General features: G+C 67.2%; 23 protein-coding genes. 13 read left to right on the forward strand and 10 right to left on the reverse strand.

Going from position 1 to position 23,182, the window contains the following annotated elements; genetic code table 11:
- Nucleotides 1-65: 65 nt before the first annotated feature.
- Nucleotides 66-1,283 carry an acetyl-CoA C-acetyltransferase gene (locus tag PV766_RS01835; RefSeq protein WP_026002776.1) on the reverse strand — a complete coding sequence of 406 codons (1,218 nt, stop codon included), beginning with the start codon at nt 1,281-1,283 and terminating at the stop codon, nt 66-68.
- A gap of 117 nt (nt 1,284-1,400) precedes the next feature.
- Between PV766_RS01835 and echA20 the strand changes: the two genes are divergently transcribed.
- From echA20 to ipdC, 4 genes are read left to right on the forward strand one after another with little or no spacing between them, the layout of a single operon-like run.
- Nucleotides 1,401-2,162 (forward strand): (7aS)-7a-methyl-1,5-dioxo-2,3,5,6,7,7a-hexahydro-1H-indene-carboxyl-CoA hydrolase, encoded by a 762-nt coding sequence (gene echA20, locus PV766_RS01840; RefSeq protein ID WP_016931754.1) that lies wholly within the window; start codon nt 1,401-1,403, stop codon nt 2,160-2,162.
- Nucleotides 2,163-2,191: 29 nt separating this feature from the next.
- Nucleotides 2,192-3,070 carry a CoA transferase subunit A gene (locus PV766_RS01845; RefSeq protein ID WP_198420222.1) on the forward strand — a complete coding sequence of 293 codons (879 nt, stop codon included), beginning with the start codon at nt 2,192-2,194 and terminating at the stop codon, nt 3,068-3,070.
- Complete coding sequence (gene ipdB / locus PV766_RS01850; protein ID WP_064063446.1) at nt 3,067-3,825, forward strand: cholesterol ring-cleaving hydrolase subunit IpdB; 759 nt, start codon at nt 3,067-3,069, stop codon at nt 3,823-3,825. Before PV766_RS01845 ends, ipdB begins: the two co-directional genes overlap by 4 nt.
- Nucleotides 3,822-4,901 (forward strand): (3aS,4S,5R,7aS)-5-hydroxy-7a-methyl-1-oxo-octahydro-1H-indene-4-carboxyl-CoA dehydrogenase, encoded by a 1,080-nt coding sequence (gene ipdC, locus PV766_RS01855; protein ID WP_016931751.1) that lies wholly within the window; start codon nt 3,822-3,824, stop codon nt 4,899-4,901. The genes ipdB and ipdC overlap by 4 nt, the downstream gene beginning before the upstream one ends.
- Before the next feature lie 91 nt (nt 4,902-4,992).
- On the opposite strand, the gene PV766_RS01860 is transcribed toward ipdC, so the two are convergent.
- Nucleotides 4,993-5,925, reverse strand: coding sequence for a DUF5996 family protein (locus PV766_RS01860; protein WP_064063494.1), 933 nt, complete (start codon nt 5,923-5,925; stop codon nt 4,993-4,995).
- Nucleotides 5,926-6,442: 517 nt separating this feature from the next.
- On the opposite strand from PV766_RS01860, the gene PV766_RS01865 reads away from it, so the two are divergent.
- Together PV766_RS01865 and PV766_RS01870 are read left to right on the forward strand one after the other, a co-directional pair.
- A complete protein-coding gene (locus PV766_RS01865) occupies nt 6,443-7,657 on the forward strand; it encodes a sensor histidine kinase (RefSeq protein ID WP_255162148.1) in 1,215 nt (404 codons plus the stop codon).
- Nucleotides 7,654-8,280, forward strand: coding sequence for a response regulator (locus PV766_RS01870; protein WP_421096286.1), 627 nt, complete (start codon nt 7,654-7,656; stop codon nt 8,278-8,280). Before PV766_RS01865 ends, PV766_RS01870 begins: the two co-directional genes overlap by 4 nt.
- Nucleotides 8,281-8,298: 18 nt before the next feature.
- On the opposite strand, the gene PV766_RS01875 is transcribed toward PV766_RS01870, so the two are convergent.
- The 8 genes from PV766_RS01875 to PV766_RS01910 all read right to left on the reverse strand — a co-directional run bounded on the left by PV766_RS01875 (nt 8,299) and on the right by PV766_RS01910 (nt 16,100).
- Complete coding sequence (locus PV766_RS01875; protein ID WP_421096287.1) at nt 8,299-9,072, reverse strand: crotonase/enoyl-CoA hydratase family protein; 774 nt, start codon at nt 9,070-9,072, stop codon at nt 8,299-8,301.
- Between the two features lie 16 nt (nt 9,073-9,088).
- Nucleotides 9,089-9,271: a YbdD/YjiX family protein gene (locus PV766_RS01880; protein WP_172506079.1), complete on the reverse strand. Its 183-nt coding sequence runs from the start codon at nt 9,269-9,271 to the stop codon at nt 9,089-9,091.
- Nucleotides 9,268-11,583: a carbon starvation CstA family protein gene (locus PV766_RS01885; protein ID WP_129977239.1), complete on the reverse strand. Its 2,316-nt coding sequence runs from the start codon at nt 11,581-11,583 to the stop codon at nt 9,268-9,270. Before PV766_RS01885 ends, PV766_RS01880 begins: the two co-directional genes overlap by 4 nt.
- A 268-nt stretch (nt 11,584-11,851) precedes the next feature.
- On the reverse strand, nt 11,852-12,121 hold the full coding sequence (locus PV766_RS01890; RefSeq protein WP_016931744.1) for a DUF2277 domain-containing protein: 270 nt from the start codon (nt 12,119-12,121) through the stop codon (nt 11,852-11,854).
- Nucleotides 12,122-12,238: 117 nt separating this feature from the next.
- On the reverse strand, nt 12,239-13,387 hold the full coding sequence (locus PV766_RS01895) for an acetyl-CoA C-acetyltransferase (RefSeq protein WP_421096288.1): 1,149 nt from the start codon (nt 13,385-13,387) through the stop codon (nt 12,239-12,241).
- A 9-nt stretch (nt 13,388-13,396) separates the two neighbouring features.
- A complete protein-coding gene (locus PV766_RS01900) occupies nt 13,397-14,008 on the reverse strand; it encodes a TetR/AcrR family transcriptional regulator (protein WP_016931742.1) in 612 nt (203 codons plus the stop codon).
- A 71-nt stretch (nt 14,009-14,079) separates the two neighbouring features.
- On the reverse strand, nt 14,080-14,895 hold the full coding sequence (locus PV766_RS01905) for an SDR family oxidoreductase (RefSeq protein ID WP_064063440.1): 816 nt from the start codon (nt 14,893-14,895) through the stop codon (nt 14,080-14,082).
- Entirely contained in the window at nt 14,892-16,100 is a 1,209-nt protein-coding gene (locus tag PV766_RS01910; RefSeq protein WP_129977240.1) for an acyl-CoA dehydrogenase family protein, read from the reverse strand. The genes PV766_RS01905 and PV766_RS01910 overlap by 4 nt, the downstream gene beginning before the upstream one ends.
- A 44-nt stretch (nt 16,101-16,144) precedes the next feature.
- Here PV766_RS01910 and PV766_RS01915 point away from each other — a divergent pair, with 44 nt between their 5' ends.
- From PV766_RS01915 to PV766_RS01945, 7 genes are all read left to right on the forward strand, one after another.
- The gene (locus PV766_RS01915; RefSeq protein WP_421096289.1) at nt 16,145-17,692 is read left to right on the forward strand and encodes a FadD3 family acyl-CoA ligase; all 1,548 of its coding nucleotides are present in this window, start codon (nt 16,145-16,147) and stop codon (nt 17,690-17,692) included.
- Nucleotides 17,689-18,561, forward strand: coding sequence for an enoyl-CoA hydratase (locus PV766_RS01920; RefSeq protein WP_016934834.1), 873 nt, complete (start codon nt 17,689-17,691; stop codon nt 18,559-18,561). Before PV766_RS01915 ends, PV766_RS01920 begins: the two co-directional genes overlap by 4 nt.
- Nucleotides 18,561-19,721 carry an acyl-CoA dehydrogenase family protein gene (locus PV766_RS01925; protein ID WP_129977242.1) on the forward strand — a complete coding sequence of 387 codons (1,161 nt, stop codon included), beginning with the start codon at nt 18,561-18,563 and terminating at the stop codon, nt 19,719-19,721. The genes PV766_RS01920 and PV766_RS01925 overlap by 1 nt, the downstream gene beginning before the upstream one ends.
- Nucleotides 19,718-20,689: an acyl-CoA dehydrogenase family protein gene (locus tag PV766_RS01930; RefSeq protein ID WP_421096290.1), complete on the forward strand. Its 972-nt coding sequence runs from the start codon at nt 19,718-19,720 to the stop codon at nt 20,687-20,689. The genes PV766_RS01925 and PV766_RS01930 overlap by 4 nt, the downstream gene beginning before the upstream one ends.
- On the forward strand, nt 20,686-21,735 hold the full coding sequence (locus tag PV766_RS01935) for an acyl-CoA dehydrogenase family protein (protein WP_129977244.1): 1,050 nt from the start codon (nt 20,686-20,688) through the stop codon (nt 21,733-21,735). Before PV766_RS01930 ends, PV766_RS01935 begins: the two co-directional genes overlap by 4 nt.
- A 38-nt stretch (nt 21,736-21,773) precedes the next feature.
- Complete coding sequence (locus PV766_RS01940; RefSeq protein ID WP_064063434.1) at nt 21,774-22,175, forward strand: hypothetical protein; 402 nt, start codon at nt 21,774-21,776, stop codon at nt 22,173-22,175.
- Between the two features lie 94 nt (nt 22,176-22,269).
- Nucleotides 22,270-23,145, forward strand: coding sequence for an aldo/keto reductase (locus PV766_RS01945; RefSeq protein WP_064063433.1), 876 nt, complete (start codon nt 22,270-22,272; stop codon nt 23,143-23,145).
- Nucleotides 23,146-23,182: the final 37 nt, after the last annotated feature.

The raw sequence follows: 23,182 nt of genomic DNA on the forward strand, positions 1-23,182 counted from the left end.
TACGAATCCTGACTGCCGCTGCGGGTGGGCCGAGACCGGACCCGGCCCACCCGCGAGGCATTCCGTCAGCTCAGGCGCTCGAGCACCATCGCCATGCCCTGGCCGCCGCCGACGCACATCGTCTCGACACCGAACTGCTTGTCGTGAGTGCGCAGATTGTTGATGAGCGTCGTGGTGATCCGGGCACCGGTCATACCGAAGGGGTGACCCAGTGCGATCGCCCCACCGGCGACATTGAGCTTGTCCTCGTCGATACCCAGCTCACGTGCCGAACCGAGCACCTGCACGGCGAAGGCCTCGTTGATCTCGAACAGGTCGATGTCGCCGATGCCCATGTTCGCATTCGCGAGGGCCTTGCGGGTGGCGTCGATCGGCCCGAGGCCCATGATCTCCGGCGACAGGCCCGAGACACCCGTGGAGACGATCCGGGCGAGCGGGGTCAGCCCGAGTTCCTTCGCCTTGACGTCGGACATGATCACCAGGGCGGCCGCACCGTCGTTGAGCGGGCACGCGTTGCCGGCGGTCACGGTGCCGTCCGGACGGAAGACCGGCTTGAGCTGGCTGACCGCCTCGTAGGTGGTGCCCGGACGCGGGCCGTCGTCGGTGGACACGACCGTGCCGTCGGCGAGGGTCACCGGGGTGATCTCCCGCTCGAAGAAGCCGCTCGCGATCGCTTCCTCGGCGCGGTTGTGCGAGCGCACGCCCCAGCGGTCCTGGTCCTCGCGGGAGATCCCGGTGAACGACGCGACGTTCTCCGCGGTCTGCCCCATGCCGAGGTAGACATCCGGCAGGAGTCCCTCGCTGCGCGGGTCGGTCCACTTCACGCCGCCTTCGGCGAGCGTGGCACTGCGGGCCTGTGCATCGTCGAACAGCGGGTTCTTCGTGTTCGGCAGACCGTCGGCGTTGCCGGTGACGAAGCTCGACACCGACTCGACGCCGGCCGAGACGAACACCTCGCCCTCGCCGGCCTTGATGGCGTGCAGCGCCATGCGGGTGGTCTGCAGCGACGACGAGCAGTAGCGGTTGACCGTGACACCGGGCAGGAAGTCGTAGCCGAGCTGGACGGCGACGACGCGGGCGATGTTGAAGCCGGACTGGCCGGCGGGCTGACCGCAGCCGAGCATCAGGTCGTCGATCTCGGCGGGGTCGAGGTCGGGAACCTTCGCCAGCGCCGCCGCGACCATCTGCGTCGCCAGGTCGTCCGGGCGGATCGACGCAAGCGAGCCCTTGCGTGCTCGTCCGATCGGCGACCGTACTGCGGACACGATTACTGCTTCGGGCATCTTCTCTCCTCGGTGTTCCGGTCGTACTGCGACCTTACGACCCTCTGGGTCAAGCGGCTATCCTGTGCTAACTTACCAAGCAATCGCTTGGTTCGGTACAGACGTTAGGAACATGCCATGGGCATCACCTCGACCTCCGACAGCGCCGGTATCACCACGGTCACCGTCGACTTCCCGCCCGTGAACGCTCTCCCCTCACAGGCCTGGTTCGACCTGGCCGAGGCCGTCACCACGGCCGGGCGCAGTCTCGACACCCATGTGGTGATCCTCCGTGCCGAGGGCAGGGGCTTCAACGCAGGTGTGGACATCAAGGAAATGCAGGCCACCGAAGGGTTCGACGCCCTGATCGCCGCCAACCACGGTTGTGCTGCCGCATTCGCCGCCGTCTACGACTGCGAAGTACCGGTGATCGTCGCCGTCAACGGCTTCTGCGTCGGAGGCGGCATCGGCCTCGTCGGCAACGCGGACGTCATCGTCGCCTCCGACGATGCGATCTTCGGTCTGCCCGAAGTCGACCGTGGTGCGCTCGGAGCCGCGACGCATCTCGCGCGCCTCGTCCCCCAGCACATGATGCGAACCCTGTACTACACGGCACAGAACGTGACCGCGCAGCAACTCGAGCACTTCGGCTCGGTGTACAAGGTCGTGCCGCGCAGCGAACTCGACGCTGCCGCACGCGAGGTCGCCGAGATGATCGCCGCGAAGGACACCCGCGTCATCCGCCGCGCGAAGGAAGCCATCAACCGCATCGACCCCGTCGATGTCAAGACGAGCTACCGCCTCGAGCAGGGTTTCACCTTCGAGCTGAATCTCGCCGGCGTCGCCGACGAGCACCGCGACGAGTTCGTCGCAACCGGAAAGCCGCGCAGCAACAGCTGACGCCCATACCACCAGGAGTTCGGAACACCATGCGTGACAAGAGAATGTCGCTCGACGACGTGGTCGGCGAGCTGCGCAGCGGAATGACCATCGGCCTCGGCGGCTGGGGATCGCGCCGCAAGCCCATGGCCCTCGTCCGGGCCATCCTCCGTTCGGACGTGAAGGATCTGACCGTCGTCACCTACGGCGGTCCCGATCTGGGTCTGCTGTGTTCGGCGGGCAAGGTGAAGAAGGCGTACTACGGATTCGTGTCGCTCGACTCGGCACCGTTCTACGACCCGTGGTTCTCCAAGGCCCGCACGGGCGGCGAGATCATCGCCCGTGAGATGGACGAGGGCATGGTCAAGTGCGGCCTGGAAGCCGCCGCCGCGCGCCTGCCGTTCCTGCCCCTCCGCGCGGGCCTGGGTTCGGCCGTGGTCGACTTCTGGGAGGGCGAACTGAAGACCGTCACCTCGCCGTATCCCGGACCGGACGGCACCGAGACCCTCATCGCCATGCCGGCGCTGAACCTCGACGCGTCGTTCGTGCACCTCAACATCGGCGACAAGCACGGCAACGCCGGTTACCAGGGCGTGGACCCCTACTTCGACGACCTCTACTGCATGGCCGCAGAACGTCGCTACGTCTCCGTCGAGAAGATCGTCGAGACCGAGCAGCTCGTGAAAGAGGTTCCGCTGCAGCAGCTCCTGCTCAACCGCATGATGGTCGACGGGATCGTCGAAGCGCCGAACGGGGCGCACTTCACCCTCGCCGGCGACAGCTACGGTCGCGACGAGAAGTTCCAGCGCCACTACGCCGAGTCCGCCAAGGACCCCGAGTCGTGGAAGGCATTCGTCGACCGCTTCCTTTCGGGCAGCGAGGACGACTATCAGGCCGCAGTTCAGAAGTTCGCACAGGAGCAGTCATGACCACCACCGAGACCGTGACCCGCGCCGAGTACTGCGCGATCGCCTGCGCCGACATCTTCTCCGGTGCCGGCGAGATCATGGCGAGCCCGATGGCGACGCTGCCCCAGATCGGGGCGCGGCTGGCCAAGCTCACCACCGAGCCCGACCTGCTCATCACCGACGGTGAAGCACTCATCCTCGCCGACGTCCCGGCTCTCGGAGCGAAGGCACCGGTCGAAGGATGGATGCCGTTCCGCAAGGTGTTCGACGTCGTCGCGTCGGGTCGCCGTCACGTGGTGATGGGCGCCAACCAGATCGACCGCTACGGCAACCAGAACCTGTCGGCCTTCGGCCCGCTCCAGCAGCCGACGCGTCAGATGTTCGGTGTGCGTGGTGCTCCCGGCAACACCATCAACCACGCGACCAGCTACTGGGTCGGCAAGCACTCCTCGCGCGTGTTCGTCGACACCGTCGACATCGTGTCCGGTGTCGGATACGACAAGGTCGATCCCGAGAACCCGGCGTTCCGCTTCCTGGACATCCCGCGGGTCGTCACCAACCTCGGTGTCTTCGACTTCGGCGGCCCCGGCCACACCTTCCGGGCATTGACCCTGCACCCGGGTGTCGAGGCCGCGACCGTCGCCGAGAACACCTCCTTCGAGGTCGCCGGTCTCGACGAGGCCGGTGTGACCCGTGAACCCACCGCCGAGGAACTGCGCATCATCCGAGAGGTGATCGACCCCAAGGGATTCCGCGATCGCGAGGTCGCGCTGTGAGCACCCTGCGCACAGCCCTGACGGAGCTCGTGGGCATCGAGCATCCCATCGTCCAGACGGGCATGGGCTGGGTGTCCGGCCCGCGCCTGACCGCCGCGACCTCGAACGCCGGTGGTCTCGGCATCCTCGCGTCGGCGACGATGACCTATCCCGAACTCGAAGCGGCGGTCGCGAAGACCAAGTCGCTCACCGACAAGCCGTTCGGCGTCAACATGCGCGCCGACGCTTCGGACGCCGGCGAGCGCATCGACCTGCTGATCCGCGAGAAGGTCAAGGTCGCGTCGTTCGCGCTCGCCCCGAAGAAGGAGCTGATCGCCAAGCTCAAGGACCACGGCATCGTCGTGGTGCCGTCGATCGGTGCGGCGAAGCACGCCGTGAAGGTCGCATCCTGGGGCGCGGATGCTGTGATCGTGCAGGGCGGCGAGGGTGGTGGTCACACCGGACCGGTCGCGACGACGCTGCTGCTGCCGAGCGTGCTCGACGCCGTCGACATCCCGGTGATCGCCGCCGGTGGTTTCTTCGACGGTCGGGGACTCGCAGCTGCGCTGTCGTACGGTGCCGCGGGCGTCGCGATGGGCACGCGCTTCCTGCTCACGAGCGACAGCGCGGTGCCCGATTCGGTGAAGCAGCAGTACCTCGCGCGGGGTCTGCAGGACACCACCGTCTCGCTCAAGGTCGACGGCATGCCGCACCGCGTGCTCAACACCGAACTGGTGAACAGCCTCGAGAAGTCGAGCTACGCCAAGGGACTGGTCGCAGCCGCACGGAACGCGACGAAGTTCAAGGCCATGACGGGTATGAAGTGGTCGACCCTCGTCAAGGACGGCCTCGCCATGAAGAAGGCGAGCGACCGCACCTGGCAGCAGATCATCATGGCCGCGAACACCCCGATGCTCCTCAAGGCCGGCCTGGTGGAAGGCAACACCGAAGCCGGTGTACTGGCTTCCGGTCAGGTCGTGGGCATGCTCGACGACCTGCCGAGCTGCCAGGAACTGATCGACCGCATCGTCGCCGAGGCCGTCGAGCGCATCGACGCCCTTGCCGGCCTGCGCGATCAGGGACGTCCCGTCGCCTGATTCCGATCCCGAGCACGTCGAGACCGGCGTCGTTGTCGAATATCCGCGAGAAATCGACAACGACGCCGGTCTCGTTCGTTTCCAGCGACCGCTACTCGGCGGCGAGCGCGCTCAGGTTGCCACGATCCCAGCCGCCGAGCTCGGCGGCCGCGTCGTAGGTGCTGCGCAGGAACTGCAACAGTTCCGCGTCGGGGTCGGCCGCGGTCCGCACCGCCTCGTAGGGCAGCACGAACTCCCCCAGTTCGGCAGCGTAGTGAGCGGCGTCGGGGCGCACCGGGTACTGGGCGAAGCCCTCCAGTGCAGGGTAGACGTACGAATAGAACGCGCCTTCGTCCCCACCTCCGGGCCAGAATCCACAGCTGCTGAGCTCGTGGGAGTAGGCCTCCCTCATCACTGCGTCGGGACAGTTCGGGATTCCCCCGGGATGGGGCGGAGCAGGGCGCCCGGAGAATCGGGTGCATGCGAGGTCCATCGCACCCCAGAAGAAGTGCACCGGACTGACCTTGCCGAGGAACTCTGCTCGGAACCGGAGCAGGACACGATGCGCCTGCACGAGTTGCCGCCAGAAGAGATGGGCCGCCTCGGCGTCGTACGAATCGTGCTCACGGTCCTGGGTGAACGGGATCGCCGGGTCCACCTCGTTGGGCGTAGCCTGGATCCGGGTCGCGATACCCAGCTCGTCCAGAGCCGTGAAGGTGCGGCTGTAGAAGTCCGCGACCGGTTGCGCGACCAGAGGGACGGAACGACTGCGGCCGTCGCTCGCCCGGATGTGCAGGCGGTGTTCGAAGAAATCGAACTCCATGTCGAAGACGGAGTGCTCGTACGGAATCGACGAGGTGCCCAGCCCTCGTGGCGTGACGTACAGCGTCGTCTGCCACCAGTGGTTGACCATCGGTGAATGGGCCATGCGGATCTTGCCGACGATCTGCAACCACATGTGGAGCGTGTCCCGGGTGTCGGTCCATTCCGCCGTGCGCAGGCTCGGCCACGCCTCGCCGGAAACAGGTGCTGGGTCGTTCACGATGCCTCCCGCGGTCCGGGAATCGACCCTACTCCGCCGAAGCCCGGCCCATGGCCCGGTCAGGAGGATTCCCGAGACCGCGTCACAGCAGTTCCCCACAATTTCAGGGAACTGTGTTCGGAAGCGGACCGGAGCTGCCGCACCGATCAGGCCTGTCACGACGACAGCGAGAAACGAAACGGCGGTGATGGAGATCGCCAGTGGGAACGGACTGTGACGCAATCGCTTCCAGCCCGATGGCAGTCAGGTTTCCCGGTCCGGATCCGAGTACGAGCACGATCGTGCTCCGACCGAGTGCATCCCGGAGCAGGTAACGAGCGAAAGCCCCGACAGCGCCGAGGTCGTCGAGGTGAATCGGCCTTCGGCGCAACGGAGATCTCGGGGACCGAGGAACATGCATCCAGCGTCGCCGAAGGGGTATCCCGGGCGCCGCGCATGGGTCGAGTTCGCTCATCCATCGAAAGTCGGAGATCCAGGATCGGTACGGCACGGTGGCGGACGGCGGGACTAGAGTGGCGAGATGCGGAGTTCCGATGTGTCCCACGCGGGCGGGGCCCTGCCGGTGCTGCGCGCCATGCAGCTCGGCGCCCATCTCCTGTTCTTCCTGCTTCTCGCGGTGGGTGTCGTACGCACGGTTGCCGACAGTGCTCATCCCGTTCCGATCATCGCGCTCGCTGTCGTGGTGGCGGGATGGTACGTCTTCGGAATCTTGTTCGCGCGACGTAAGGGCTTCGAGAACGGGGAGCCGGTACAGCGCCGATGGGGACAGATCTGGTTCGCGGCGCTTGCACTGGGATGGCTGGCACTCGTGGTGGCGGAGGTCAACTTCGTCTGGCTGGCGTTCGCGTTGTTCTTCTTGTGCTTCCCCTTGTTCTCCACTCCGGTCGCGTTGACGGTGACGAGCGTACTGACCGCGGCGGCGATCGCGGCGACCCTGTGGCACGGCACCACGAACACGGTTGCCTCGATTCTCGGTCCGGTGTTCGGAGCGGCAGCCGCTGCCGGCATGGCCGTCGTCTATCAGCAGCTGGTGCGGCAGTCCGCGCAGCGACAACAGTTGGTGGACGAGCTCACCGAGGCGCACCGTGAACTGCTCGGCGCGCAGGACGAATTGGTGGCGCTGCAACGGGAAGCGGGCGCACTGACCGAACGTTCCCGCCTCGCGCGCGACATCCACGACACACTGGCGCAGGGATTCTCGTCCATCCTGCTGCTCTCTCGTGCCGGGCAGCGCGCGTCCGACGACCCCGCCGCGATCTTCGTGCAGATAGCGGACACCGCGCAGCAGAATCTGGTCGAGGCCCGCCGAGTGGTCGACGCGCTCGCACCGGTTGCACTCGAGTCCGCGCCGCTCGAATCCGCACTGCGGCGCCTGCTCGAGCAACTCGAGCAGCAGACCGGGATCAGCGGTGAGCTGCTCACCGACGGCGAGCCGGTCTCGCTCGTGATGGACTTCGACGTCGCCCTGCTGCGTGTCGCCCAGAGCGCCCTCGCGAACGTGCGGCTGCATTCGCGGGCCCGTCGGGTGCGGGTGACATTGAGCTACGCCACCGACGAAGTGCGGCTCGATATCGTCGACGACGGTATCGGATTCGATCAACGTCAGGATGGTGGATTCGGCTTGCGGTCGATGCGGGAACGACTGGCCGAACTGGGCGGCACACTCGTCGTGGAATCGGCGCCCGGAGACGGAACCGCGGTTGCCGCAACCCTTCCGGTCGGTCGGGTCGCATGAGCGCGGTGCGTGTACTGCTCGTCGACGATCACCCGGTGGTGCGGGCGGGACTGCGCGCGTTGCTGGCGTCGCACGACGACGTCGTGGTGGTGGCGGAGGCATCGTCGGGTGAGGAGGCCGTGGCGTCGGCGGCTGCCGCGAAACCGGATGTGGTGTTGATGGATCTGCGTCTGGGATCGGGGATCGACGGGGCGCAGGCGACCGCCCGGATCGTGGCGGCGGCCGATCCGCCGAGGGTCGTCGTGCTCACCACCTACGACACCGACGCGGATATTCTGCGTGCGGTGGAGGCCGGTGCGGCAGGTTATCTCCTCAAGGACACCGACCCGAAAGTGCTGATCGAATCGGTGTTCGCGGCGGCCCGTGGGGAGACGGTCCTGGATCCGGACGTGGCCCGGCGCCTCTACCGCCGCATGCAGCAGCCCCGCGCCGACCTCAGCGCCCGTGAGATCGAGGTGCTCTCGCTCGTGGCCGAAGGGTTGTCGAATCGCGCAATCGCGAAACAGCTCTTCGTCAGCGAGGCAACCGTGAAATCTCATCTGGTGCATGCCTTCACCAAACTGGATGTGGACAACCGCACCGCCGCGGTGGTGGCCGCACGCGAACGGGGCCTGATCACCTGATCCGTGGCCGGGACCGGATCAGGAGAACGAACCGTGGCGGCCCTCGCCGGAGGCGAACCGCGCGGCCCCAGCGACCGTGTCGCTTCCGACGGACTCCAGGCCGATGGCGAATTCGAATCCGAGCGCCTCGGATTCGGAGCGGCCGAACTGTTCGTGGACCGACCGACGATCGTTGCGCATGCAGGTCTGCGGGAATCCGGCGATCTCCCGCGCCAGGTGTTCGCCGGCGTCGCGTGTGGTTCCGGGTTCGACCACACGGTTGGCCAGACCGAATTCGCGCGCTTCCGCCGCACCGACGGGTCGACCCGTCAGGATCATGTCCATGGCCCGGCTCGTGCCGATCAGACGGGGCAGCCGAACGGTGCCGCCGTCGATCAACGGCACTCCCCACCGGCGGCAGAAGACACCGAACACCGCGTCGGAGGAGACGACGCGCAGATTGCACCAGATCGCCAGTTCGAGCCCACCGGCAACCGCGTAGCCTTCCACCGCCGCGATCACCGGCTTGGAGAGCACCAGACGCGTCGGTCCCATCGGACCGTCGCCGTCCACGCCGAGAACGTTCTGCCGGTCGGTACCGATCGCTTCGAGATCCGCTCCTGCACAGAAGTTTCCGCCGTCCCCGTAGAGGACCGCCACATCGGCGGCAGCGTCTGCGTCGAATGTCCTGAACGCGTGGGCCAGCTCGGCGGCCATCGGACCGTCGACCGCGTTCCGGCGCTCGGGGCGGTCCATGATCACGGTCGTCACCCGATCGCGCGTCTCGACGCCGATCGATTCGTACGGCGTCATACCCGTCCTCCCCCGCTCAACAGCATCGACTTGCCGGGTTCGCATCCGCTGCGGCATGCCGCTCACGCCAGTAGTCGCGTTCGCTCGGCGGCGGCCGATCGGGATGCAGGCGGCGGTGCAATTCGACGTACCTCGCGTAGTCGTGGTCGCCCATGACCGCCCCGACCCACCACCACGCGCGACGCAGTGCCGTGATCACGACCCACCTCCGTCCCCGTCGCGATGCCGCGAGGCGTGGGTGTGTGCGGCGCCCGGGGCGCGGACCCTGCCGGATGCGATCAGCTCGTCCCACTCCTTCTGCAGTTCCCGCTCGGCCGCGGTCGGCACGAAACCCGCGGGCGCGAATATCTTCGACGGCACGTCGGGTGTCTCGGTGGTGGGCATACCTCCGGCCCGGACCGATCTGATGCACACCACAACACCGGCTGTGACGACGATCAGTACGAGACCCGCGAACACGATCGACAGGGTGCCCTGGATGAACGTGTTGCGGATGACGGCGTCGATCTCGTCGGCCGTCTTCGCCGAACCGAAAGTGGTCGCGCCGGAGTTCTTGGCGTCGACGAAGGCCCGGTGCTGCGCCCAGTAACCGACCGCGCGGTCGCCGGAGAAGATCTTCTGCCACGACGCCGTCATGGTCACGATCAGATCCCACACCAACGGCACACCGGGGATCCACGCCCACTTCACCAGCCCCTTCTTCACGACGATGGTGAGCACGACCGTCAGGGCGATGGCGGCGAGCAACTGGTTGGCGATGCCGAACAGCGGGAACAGAGTGTTGATACCGCCCAGGGGGTCGGTGACGCCCATCAGCAGGATCGCACCCCACAGGCCGACGACCACCGCGGAGCACAGCCACGCACCGGGGCGCCAGGACGGATCCTTGAAGCGGCGGGCCGGACCGCCGAAGTTGCCGAGCGAGTCCGACAACATGAACCGCGCGACACGCGTTCCCGCGTCGACGGTGGTGAGGATGAACAGCGCCTCGAACATGATCGCGAAGTGGTACCAGAACGATTTGAGGCTGTCGCCTCCGAACAGGTCGCTGAGCACCTGCGACATGCCGAAGGCGAGCGTCGGTGCGCCGCCGGTGCGGGAGATGATCGATTCCTCGCCGACCGATTCGGCAGCGGCGGAGATCTGTTCGGGCGTGATGTCGGGCGCACCCAGCCCGAGACCGTTGACGTAGGCCGCTGCGGTTTCGGGGGTGCCGCCGGTCAGGGCCGCAGGGGCGTTGAGCGTGAAGTACAGGTGCTGGTCGATGATGCAGGCGGTGACCAGTGCCATGATCGCGACGAACGACTCGGTGAGCATGCCGCCGTAGCCGATGAGCCGGATCTGCTTCTCCTTCTCGATCAGCTTCGGTGTGGTGCCCGACGAGATCAGGGCGTGGAAGCCCGAGAGTGCACCGCAGGCGATGGTGATGAACAGGAACGGGAACAACGATCCCGCGAACGCCGGACCATCACCGTCGATCGCGAACGACGTGACGTCGGGCATCTCCAGGTTCGGTCGTGCGACGAGGATCCCGATCGCGAGCAGGACGATCGTGCCCACCTTCATGAAGGTCGAGAGGTAGTCGCGCGGGGCGAGCAGCAGCCAGACCGGCAACACCGACGCCGCGAATCCGTAGGCGATCATCAACCACGAGATCGTCACCGGGGACAGGGTGAACCAGTTCGTCCCCCAGTCGGTCTCGGCGACCCAGCCGCCCGCGATGATCGCGACGAGCAACAGGACGACGCCGATCAGCGACACTTCCGCGACCTTGCCGGGTCGCAGGTACCGGAGATAGACCCCCATGAACAACGCGATGGGGATGGTCATCGCGATCGAGAACAGTCCCCACGGGCTGTCGGCGAGCGCATTCACGACCACCAGCGCGAGCACCGCGATGAGGATGATCATGATGACGAAGACCGCGATCAGGGCCGCGACGCCACCGATCGGTCCGAGTTCCTCGCGGGCCATCTGACCGAGGCTGCGGCCGCGGCGGCGCGACGAGATCCACAGGACGAGGAAGTCCTGGACCGCACCGGCGAAGACGACACCGACGATGATCCAGATCGTGCCGGGCAGATAGCCCATCTGGGCGGCGAGAACCGGGCCGACGAGCGGGCCGGCGCCGGCGATGGCGGCGAAGTGGTGGCCGAACAACACCCGACGGTCCGTCGGCATGTAGTCCTTGCCGTTCTCCAGTTCTTCTGCGGGTGTCGCACGATCGTCGCGTGGCTGCACGATCCTGCGTTCGATGAACTTCGCGTAGAAGCGGTAGGCGACGAGATAGGTGCACACGGCGGCGATGACGAACCAGACCGCGTTGATCTCCTCACCGCGCACCAGCGCGATGATCGACCACGCGACCGCACCGAGAATCGCGAGCACGAGGAAGACGATGCGCGCGGTGGGCGAGATCGGTGTCCGGTCGACGACACCGACCGGTGGAAGATCGGGATCGGTCCGGAGGTACTCGACTTCGCTCGTTCTCGACGCCGGATCGACGGCCATATCGGCTCCTCACCAGGACCGTCGCGACTCCGTATACCGCCCGTTACGGTCCTCGACAACGTGCACGCTGCTGACCAACGTGACGCTACCCGACCCGGCCGGTTCGCCGACGGGACTTGCATGTCTCGATACGCCGTCTCCGAGCGCAGCACATGCGCCGGTCGCGGGTATGCGAGGTGATCACCGCCGAGCGGGCCGACGTTCGAGTTCCGTACCGTTCCGGACCGGCGCCACCCGCTGTACCACGACTCGACGACCCGGTCGCGGGTCAGCCGCGTGCGGCGATCCTCGCGCGTACCTCGGGTCGCCGAAGCGGCGGAACCGTCGGCGGCGGTTGCCGCCGCGCGGGAAGCGCCCCGAGCAGCCGAGTGGTCGTCGCGGTGACCTCGGCGACGGCCTGTTCGAAGGGTTCACGCGTGGCATCGGAGAGTGTGGTGATTCCGCTGACCTTACGGACGTACTGCCGTGCGGCCGCTTCGATCTCCTCGGCGGTCGCAGCCGGCTCGAGCCCGCGCAGCTCCGTGATGTTCCGGCACATGCTTCGAGGGTAGACGCCACCCGAGTGCCGGACCATACATCCGCGCGCCCGCTGTCCATCCGCTACAGCAATCGCTGTAGCGGATGACGAACGGGCGCGCGGAGGTGAAGGAGCAGATCAGACGCGTTCGATGATGGTCACATTGGCGGTGCCGCCACCCTCGCAGATGGTGAGCAGGCCGTAGCGGCCACCGGTGCGCTCGAGTTCGTTGAGCAGCGTCCCCATGAGCTTGGTGCCGGTCGCGCCGAGCGGGTGGCCGAGGGCGATCGCACCACCGTTGACGTTGACCTTCGACGGGTCGGCGCCGATCTCCTTGATCCACGCCAGGACGACGGGCGCGAAGGCCTCGTTGATCTCGATCAGATCGATGTCGTCGATCGTCAGACCCGTCTTCTCGAGCGCGTACTGCGTCGCCGGGATCGGAGCGGTGAGCATGAAGATCGGGTCGTCGCCGCGGGCGCTGAGATGGTGGATGCGGGCGCGCGGCTTCAGGCCGTACTTCTTCACGGCCTCGTCCGAGGCGAGCAGCACCGCGGACGCACCGTCGGAGATCTGGCTCGCGACCGCCGCGGTCAGACGGCCCCCTTCGACGAGGGTCTGCAGCGAGGCCATCTTCTCGAGGCTGGTCTCGCGCGGTCCTTCGTCGACGGCGGCGTCGCCGAGCGGCACGATCTCGTTCTCGAAGCGACCCTCGGCGATGGCCGACTTGGCGCGCTCGTGGCTCTGCAACGCCCACTTCTCGAGTTCCTCACGGCTGAGGTCCCACTTCTCGGCGATCATCTCGGCGCCCTTGAACTGGGAGACCTCGTCGCTGCCGTAACGCTCGGTCCAGCCGGTCGACCCGCCGAAGGGGGTGTCGAAACCGTACTGCTGGCCGACGATCATGGCCGCGGAGATCGGGATCTGCGACATGTTCTGCACGCCGCCGGCGATGATGAGGTCGGCGGTGTTGCTGAGGATCGCCTGGGCTCCGAAGTGCAGCGCCTGCTGGCTCGACCCGCATTGACGGTCGACGGTCACGCCCGGCACGTGCTGCGGGTAACCGGCGGCGAGCCACGAGGTACGGGCGATATTGCCGGCCTGCCCACCGATGGCGTCGACGCAGCCGAAGACCACGTCGTCGACGTCGGCCGGGTCGATACCCGTGCGTTCGACGACGGCCTTGATGACGTGCGCGCCGAGATCGGCCGGATGCACGCCGGACAGACCGCCGTTCTTCTTGCCGATCGGGGTGCGTACCGCGTCGACGATGTAGACCTCGGTCATTGCTGCTCCTTAACTGGAATTCTGGTTCGACAGTCCGTCGAGAACGATGGAGAGATACTGCTGGGCAACCTGTTCGATACTGAGCGGCCCCCCCGGCCGGTACCAGCGGACCGCGACCCAGACCGTGTCGCGCAGGAACCGGAAGACGAGTTCGACGTCGACGTCCGGCCGGAACGAGCCGTCTGCGACACCGCGTTCGATCACCCCCACCCACAGCTCTCGGAACTCGATGTGAAGTTCGGCGATGTACGCGAAACGCTCCCCTTCGAGATGCTTGGCCTCGCCCTGATAGATGGCCACTGCGGGATGCGACTTGTCGATCGCGTCGTAGGAGGTCGTCACGAGTGCCGCGAGGGTGTCGCGGGAAGAAAGACCGGACGCGACGATCTTGCGGTACCGGTCGAACAGGTCGTCGAGGAACGCGCGCAGGATCTCGTCCACCATGGACTCCTTGGAGTCGAAGTGGTGGTAGAGGCTGCCGGAGAGGATTCCCGCCGCGTCGGCGATGTCGCGCACGGTGGTTGCTCTGACACCGCGGGAGGCGAACAGATCGGCGGCGATGTCGAGCAGTTCGGCACGGCGTCCGGACTTGCCGTTGGTGTCGTCGCGGGATGGAGTCATGGAGACATCCTTTCAAGCTGCCGTGCGCGGTTCCCGAGCGCAGGCGTGACGGGAACCGCGCACGGACGCGGTCACGCGCGCTGCGAGGAGATCGACACGACCTCGCCGGTCAGATAGGTCGTGTAGTCGCTGGCGAGCATCGCGATCGTCGCCGCGACCTCCCAGACCTCCGCAGCCCGTCCGAACGCCTCACCGGCGGCCAGATTGTCGAGCAGTTCCTCGCTGGTGACCTTCGCGAGGAAGGGATGCCGGGCGATGGACGGGGCGACGGCGTTGATGCGCACACCGTATTCGGCGGCCTCGATCGCGGAGCACCTGGTGAGTGCCATGACGCCGGCCTTCGCCGCCGCGTAGTGCGCCTGCGAGTGCTGCGCGCGCCAGCCGAGCACCGACGCGTTGTTGACCAGCACACCGCCGTGATCGACCGAGCGGAAGTACCGCAGTGCCGCGCGGGTCGCGCGGAAGGTGCTGGTGAGGGTGATGTCGAGGACGCGATCCCATTGCTCGTCGGTCATGTCCACGACCGGGGTCTCACCGCCGAGACCGGCATTGTTGATCAGCACGTCGATACGCCCGAGAGTCTCGGCCGCACCGCTGATCAGGGCGTCGACCTGTTCGGTGGACGAGACGTCGCACACGATCGACGCGACCTGCTGTTCCGGGAATTCCGCGGCCAGCTTGTCCGCGGCCTCCCCGAGACGACGCTCGTGGAAGTCGGAGATCAGCACATCGGCACCCTCGAGCAGCGCCCGCCGTGCGGACGAGAATCCGATCCCGGTGCCGGCCGCGGCGGTGACGACGACCTTCTTACCGGCGAGGAGGCCGTGACCGGGGGTCTCGGCGGGCGGGGTCGCGAGGGGCGAGGTGGTGTGGGGTGAAACGGTCACGGACGTGCCTCCCGGGGAAGGCCGAGCACACGCTCGGCGATGATGTTGCGCTGGACCTCGTTGGATCCGCCGTAGATGGTGTCGGCGCGGGTGAACAGGAACAGGCGCTGCCACTCCGCGAGTTCGAGATGCTCGGGGTCGGTGATGTCGGAAGGAGTCCCGGCATGGTCGTGGTCCGGTCCGACGAGCGACGACGCGCCCTGCACGTCCATCGCCAGCTCCCCGAGGTCACGGTGCCAGCCGGCCCACAGCAACTTCGCGACCGAGGCTTGTCCGGGGTCGGCGTCGCCGAGTGTACGTAGCGCGTGAGCGCGCATGACACGCAACCCGATTCGCGCGCGTGCGATCCGTTCGCGGATGTGCGGATCGTCGAACGCCCCGTTACCGCGGGCGATCTCGACGACGCCGTCGAGCTCGCGGGCGAAGCCGATCTGCTGACCGAGCGTCGAGACGCCGCGTTCGAAGGTCAGCAGACCCATCGCGACCTTCCACCCGTCGCCGGGGGCACCGACGACGAGGTCGGCGTCGGTGACGGCGTCGTCGAAGAAGACCTCGTTGAACTCGGAGGTACCGGTGAGCTGCTGGATGGGCCGCACCGTCACGCCGGGCTGATCGAGCGGGACGAGCAGGAAGCTCAGACCGTGGTGGCGGGTCGAGCCGGGTTCGGTCCGGGCGACGACGAACGCCCATTGCGCGACGTGGGCGAGCGACGTCCAGACCTTCTGGCCGTTGATCACCCACTTGTCGCCTTCGAGGCGCGCGGTGGTGGAGACGTTGGCGAGGTCGGAGCCGGCGCCCGGCTCGGAGTAGCCCTGCGCCCACAGTTCGGTGACGTTGCGGATCCCGGGCAGGAAGCGCTTCTTCTGCTCCTCGGTCCCGAAGGCGATGAGGGTGGGGCCGAGCAGTTCCTCACCGAGGTGGTTGACGCGTGCGGGCGCGTTCGCCTTCGCGTACTCCTCGTGGAAGATCACTCGTTGATCCATGCTCGCACCGCGACCGCCGTACTCGGTGGGCCACCCGATGCAGGTCCATCCGGCGGCCGCCAGGTGGCGGTCCCACGCGAGTCGCTGATCGAAGAATTCGTGTTCGCTTCCGGGCCCACCCTTCCCCCTGAGCTCGGCGAACTCGCCGGTCAGGTTGTCTTCGAGCCACTGTCGTACGGTGGCTGCGAACTCCGCATTGTCCTGGCTCTCGCTCTCGTGCACGTCTGTACGATAACCTACCAAGCAATTGCTAGGTAGGGAGCTACGTGAACACAACACCCGGAACCACGCCGGCCGCCCTCAACCGTGCCGTCCGCGACCACGCCGACCGGTGCGCCCTCGTCGACGGCAACATCCGATTGAGTTTCGCTCGACTGCACGAACACGTCCGGGCTTTCGCTGCCGCGCTCGTGGCGCGGGGTCTGCAACCCGGTGAGCGGGTCGCGATCTGGTCCCCGAACACCTTCCACTGGGAGGTCGCCGCACTGGGCGTGCACTGGGCGGGTGGGGTCGTCGTCCCCGTCAACACCCGGTACACCGGCAGCGAGGCAGCCGACATCGTCGAACGTGTGCGGGCCGCCGCTCTCGTCGTCGCGGGCGACTTCCTCGGCTCCGACCGATTCGGCGCCCTGCGCGAGGCCGCGCCCGACCTCACCGTTCCCACGGTGATACGAATCCCACTGGGTGGCAACGACACCCCGCGCGGCGATGTCTTCGAGTGGGAGGACTTCCTCGGTCTTGCCACGGAGCGATTGCTCGAGCTGGCGGACGAGCGCGCGCGATCGGTACGGCCCGACGACGTGTGCGACATCCTCTTCACATCCGGTACGACAGGTCGCAGCAAAGGCGTCCTGAGCGCACACCGTCAGTTGATCGGTGTCGCACAGGCCTGGGCCGAATGCGCCGCGCTGACCCCCGACGACAACTACCTGATCATCAACCCGTTCTTCCACAGCTTCGGCTACAAGGCGGGTTTCGTCGCAGCGCTGCTCGCCGGCTCCACCGTCGTGCCGATGGCCGTCTTCGACACCGAGAAGGTCATGGCCATCGTCGCGCAGGAGAACATCAGTGTGCTGCCCGGCGCACCGACGATCTACCAGAGCATCCTCGACCACCCGCGTCGCGGCGACTACGACCTGAGCAACCTGCGCATCGCCGTCACCGGCGCCGCACCCGTGCCCGTCTCCCTCGTCGAACGTATGCAGACCGAGCTGAGCTTCGACGCGGTGCTCACCGCCTACGGGCAGACCGAAGCCGTGGTGGCCACGATGTGCCGTATCGACGACGATCCCGTGACCGTGTCGACCTCGTCGGGCCGCGCCACCGCCGACTTCGAGGTACGCATCGGCGACAAGGGTGAGATCCTTCTGCGCGGCCCCAATGTGATGTTGGGCTATCTCGACGACCCCGAAGCCACCGCGAAGACGATCGACGAGGACGGCTGGCTCCACACCGGTGATGTGGGTGTCCTCGACGACCGCGGTTATCTCGACATCACCGACCGGCTCAAGGACATGTACATCAGCGGCGGATTCAACGTGTATCCCGCCGAGGTCGAGGCGGCTCTCCTGCGCCTGCCGGGTGTACACGAGGTCGCCGTGATCGGTGTCCCCGACGGGCGCATGGGCGAGGTGGGACGCGCCTTCGTCGTCCCGCTGGACGGGTATCCCCTCACCGAGGACGACGTGATCGCGTATGCCAGAGAGAAACTCGCCAACTTCAAGGCACCGCGCTCGGTACGGTTCGTCGATGCGCTGCCCCGAAACCCGTCCGGCAAGGTACTGAAGAACGTTCTGCGTGAGGAGAAGTCATGACCGTCCCGTACGAACCCGATGTCGTCACCTACGAGGTGCGCGACGGCATCGCGATCGTCACTCTCAACCGACCCGACTATCGCAACGCCCAGAACTCGGTCATGACCTACGCCCTCGACGCGGCCTTCGAGAAGGCCGTCGAGGACGACGAGGTGAAGGTGATCGTGCTGGCCGGCAACGGCAAGCACTTCTCCGCCGGTCACGATCTGGGCACCCCGGGCCGCGACCATCACGTCCACTACGAGAACAAGGCCGTCATGTGGTGGGACCACGTCGACAAGGAGGGCGGCGACCAGCGCTACGCGCGTGAGATGGAGGTGTACCTGGGGATGTGCCGCCGCTGGCGCGAGATCCCCAAGCCCACCATCGCCTCGGTGCAGGGTGCGTGCATCGCCGGCGGCCTGATGCTGGCCTGGGTGTGCGATCTCATCGTCGCGTCCGACGACGCCTTCTTCTCCGACCCGGTCGTGCGCATGGGTATCCCGGGTGTCGAGTACTTCGCCCACCCGTGGGTCCTCGGGACGCGTTTCGCGAAGGAGATCCTCTACACCGGCGATCGTTTCTCGGCGCAGCGCGCGTACGAGGTCGGCATGGTCAACCGTGTCGTCCCGCGTGAGCAGCTCGAGTCCGAGACCCTCGCCCTCGCCGCCCGCATCGCGGAGATGCCCCGTTTCGGTCTCGCGCTCACCAAGCGTGCCGTCAACCAGTGCGAGGACCAGATGGGCATGCGCAACGGCATGGACTCGGTCTTCGGTCTGCACCACTTCGCTCATTCGTACAACGCCGAGGTCGGCACCGACTCTCTCGGCGGCATGAACGCCAAGTCGATGGCCGCGAGCGCGCGCCCGGTCCAGGAAGGGTCCAAGTAGTGAATCTCGAACTCGACGATGCCACCGTCGCGTTCCGCGACGAGGTGCGCGCCTTCCTCGAGGCGAACGTTCCCAGCACACCGCTGAAGTCGATGGACACCGCGGAAGGCTTCGAACAGCACCGTGAGTGGGAACGGCGGCTCGCCGACGCACGACTGGCGGTCGTCTCGTGGCCCGAGGAACTCGGTGGCCGCGATGCGACGCTCGAACAGTGGGTGGTCTTCGAGGAGGAGTACTACCGTTCGGGCGCACCCGGACGTGTGAGCCAGAACGGCATCTTCCTGCTCGCCCCCACTCTGTTCGAGCACGCGCACCCCGAGCAGCTCGCACGCATCATGCCCCGCATGGCCCGCGCCGACGACATCTGGGCGCAGGCCTGGTCGGAGCCGGAATCGGGTTCGGACCTCGCGTCGCTGCGTTCGACGGCCACGAAGGTCGACGGCGGCTGGCTGCTCAACGGCCAGAAGACGTGGAGCTCGCGCGCCTCCTACGCCGACATGGGCTTCGGCCTGTTCCGGTCCGATCCGGAAGCTCAGCGCCACAAGGGAATCACCTACTTCATGTTCGACCTGCGGGCCGAAGGGGTCACGGTCCGACCCATCCCGCAGCTCGACGGCGAACCCGGTTTCGCCGAGATCTTCCTCGAGGACGTCTTCGTGCCCGACGACCCCGAGAAGCCCGGTGAGTCCGGCGTCATCGGTGGGGTGAACGAGGGCTGGCGTGTCGCGATGAGCACGGCGTCCAACGAACGCGGGCTGTCGCTGCGTTCGCCGGGTCGCTTCCTCGCCGCCACCGACCGGTTGCTGCGCTCCTACCGCGACTCCGCCCTGCACGGCGATCCCGCCCTCCGTAACCGCGTCGCCGACGCCTGGATCGGTGCTCGTGCCTACGAGCTGTCGACCTGGGCCACCGTGACCCGGCTGCAGGCCGGTGGGCAGCTCGGCGCCGAATCGTCGATCAACAAGGTGTTCTGGTCCGACTGGGACATCGCCACTCACGAGACCGCGCTCGACCTGCAGGGTCCCGACGCGGAACTTGCCGATGGCTGGACCGACGGTTACCTGTTCTCCCTGTCGGGACCGATCTACGCCGGCACCAACGAAATCCAGAAGAACGTCATCGCCGAGCGGCTGCTCGGCCTCCCGAGGGGTGACCGATGAGATTCGCACTCGACGAGTCCCATGAGGACTTCGCGTCCAGTATCGATGCCCTGCTCACCAAATCGGACATGCCCGCCGTGATCCGCGCCTGGAACGACGGCGACACGGCTCCCGGTCTGCAGGTGTGGCAGCGACTCGCCGAGACGGGCGTCAACGGCCTGCTCGTGGCCGAGGAACACGACGGACTCGGCGCCGACGCGGTCGATCTCGTCGTCGCCGTCGAACAGCTCGGCCGCCACGCCGTGCCGGGCCCGGTGGTGGAGACCGTCGCGGTGGCCCCGGCCCTGCTCGCATCCGTGGCACCGGAACGGCTCGCGCTGCTCGCGGCGGGTTCCCTCGCCACGGTCGCGATGCTCCCCCACGTTCCCTATGCGGTGGACGCGCACGTCACCGATCTCGCGCTGCACGTTGCCGACGGCACCGTCTCGGTGGGCACCGCCGGAGAAACACGCAGGTCGGTCGACCGGTCCCGGACGCTCGCCTCGCTCACTCCGACCGAGTCCCTCGGATCCTGTGACACCGCCGCGGCCTTCGACATCGGTGTGCTCGCCGCGGCCGCCCAATTGCAGGGTCTCGGCCGGACGCTGCTCGACACCACGGTCGAATACGCTCAGCAGCGCAAGCAGTTCGGGCGGGCCATCGGTTCCTTCCAGGCGGTCAAGCATCACCTCGCCGAGGTGGCGGTCGCACTCGAGATGGCGCGTCCGTTGCTGCACGGCGCCGCGCTCGCCGTCCGCGACGGTCTGCCCACCGCGGCCCGCGACGTCTCGGCCGCCAAGGTCGCGTGCGGCGATGCCGCGTACCTCGCGGCGCGCACGGCCCTGCAGGTGCACGGCGCCATCGGTTACACCCAGGAATACGATCTGTCGCTGTGGATCACGAAGGTCCGCGCGCTCGTCACCGCATTGGGCACCCCCGACGAGCACCGGGCACGCGTGGTCGCGGCACTCGAGAGCGAGGCGTCGTGACGTTCGAAACGGAAGAGCGTGCCGCACTGAGGGAATCGGTGCGCACTCTGCTCTCCAAGCATTCCGATTCGGCTGCCGTCCGGCGCGCGATCACCACCGCCGACGGTTACGACGGCGACCTGTGGACGATGCTCGTCGAGCAGATCGGTGTCGCGGCCCTCGCCGTCCCGGAGGAATACGACGGTGTGGGTGCGTCGTGGGTCGAAACCCACGTGGTGCTCGAGGAACTCGGCCGCACGCTCACGCCCTCCCCCTTCCTGGGTTCGGCGGTGCTCGCGGCGCAGACCGTGCTGTCGTCCGGTGATACCGACGCGGCGGCGCGCCTGCTTCCCGGCATCGCGGCCGGCGAGGTCGTGGCGGTGTGCTGGGCGTCGGCCGCCGGATGGCAGCGTCCCGGAGTGAGCACCGACGGGGACGTGCTGACCGGTACCGCGCACTACGTGCTCGGAGGTGACACCGCGTCCGTCCTGCTCGTTCTCGCGGCCGACGGCGACTCGGTGGCCCTCTTCGAGGTCGATCCGGATGCCGACGGGGTGATGCGACGCCGCGTGCCCACGATGGATCCCACGCGTGCCCTCGCGGAGGTGTCGTTCTCCGCGGTGACCGGTCGTCGCCTGTCGTCGTCCGACGATCTCGTCGACCGGCTGCGGGTGGCCGCCGCGATCGCCCTGTCCGCCGAGCAGGTCGGCGCCGCGCAGGCGGTACTCGACCTGACCGTCGAGTACACGAAGAACCGCAAGCAGTTCGGACGCGTCATCGGCTCCTTCCAGGCGCTCAAGCACCGCATGGCCGACATGTACGCACTGGTGGAGACCGCACGTTCGATGTCCTACGCGGCGGCACTGTCGCAGGATCCGCAGGACGCGTACGCCGCGAAGATCTACTGCTCGGAAGCTCTCCAGCAGGTCGCCGCCGAGGCCGTGCAGCTTCACGGCGGGATCGCGATCACCTGGGAGCACGACGCACAGTTGTTCTTCAAACGGGCGCACGGCAGCGCCCAGCTGTTCGGGCAACCTCGCGAATACCTGGGCGCAATCTCGGCCTGAGCAATATCGTCGGCGGCGATCCCTGCGGAAGGAGATACATGAGAGTCCGATACGCGAGTGCCGCCGCCGTCCTGTCCGCCGCTGCGATCACCCTGGCCACGCCGGGCGTGGCCGGGGCCGCAGCGACCGCGGAGGTCGTCCCGGGACGCACCCGGATCATGGTGACCGTGCACGGTGTGCCGGTCCATCCGGAGAGTTGCCGGGTCGACCCCGACGCGAACGGGAACACCCGGAGCCTGCCGGTGGAACCGTCGGGGACGATGATCGCGCACTTCGTCGACCCCGGTCCCCGGCGGGTCCTGGTGTGGTGTCCCGACGGAGGCATCGTCTACGACCGCATCGTCGACGTCCGGCCCGCCGATCCGCTCGCCGATGCCGCCGACACGGTCTTCCGCACCGCCGGGAGCGGCGACCGCGTCACCGACCCGACCCTTCGGTGACGAGCCTCCTCGATTCCCCGGTATCCGCGGTCCGGAACCCCTGATCATCCGGGATTGCTCGCGCCCGCCGCGGTGGCTCGCTAACGTCGGAGAGATGACACCTCCCACGATCACGCTGAATTCCGGAACGACGATCCCGCAGCTGGGCCTGGGTGTCTGGCAGGCCACAAACGACGAGACCGAACGCGCGGTCCGATACGCGATCGACGAGGCCGGCTACCGGCACATCGATACGGCCGCGGCCTACGGCAACGAGGAGGGCGTCGGTCGCGCGCTCGCCGCATCGCCGGTGCCGCGCGAGGACATCTTCGTCACCACGAAGCTGTGGAATTCGGATCAGGGTTACGAACCGGCGCTGAAGGCCTTCGACACGAGCCTGAAGAAGCTGGGCACCGAGTACGTCGACCTGTACCTCATCCATTGGCCGCTGCAGGACCGTGAGCGGATCCTGCGTACCTGGGACGCGCTCGAGAAGATCGCCGAGTCGGGTCGCGCGAAGGCGGTCGGGGTGTGCAATTTCGAACCGCACCATCTGCAGGTGCTGGTCGATCGCGGCGGACTGTTGCCGGCGGTGGATCAGGTGGAGTTGCATCCGCATCTGCCGCAGCAGGGGATCCGCCGGTTCGCGTCCGAACACGGCATCGCCGTGGAGTCGTGGAGCCCGCTCGGGGGCACGAGCAACTCGGGGTGGGGTCCGAACTCGAAGCCGAACACCCTGCTCGTCGATCCGATCGTCACCCGTATCGCCGATCGTCACAGCAAGTCGGCCGCGCAGGTGCTCATCCGCTGGCACCTGCAGAACGGTCTGATCGTCATCCCGAAGTCGGTACACGAGCAGCGCATCTCCCAGAACATCGACGTCTTCGACTTCGAACTCGACGAACTCGACCTCAGCGAACTCGACACCCTCGACGACGGCACCCGGGTGGGCGCGCATCCCGACGAGATGAACATCGGCGCACCAGCCTGATCCCTTCCCTCCATAATTGGAACGTGTTCTCATTACT

It is taken from the genome of Rhodococcus sp. As11 (assembly GCF_048957735.1).
In the GTDB taxonomy this organism is placed as follows: Bacteria; Actinomycetota; Actinomycetes; order Mycobacteriales; family Mycobacteriaceae; genus Rhodococcus; species Rhodococcus gordoniae.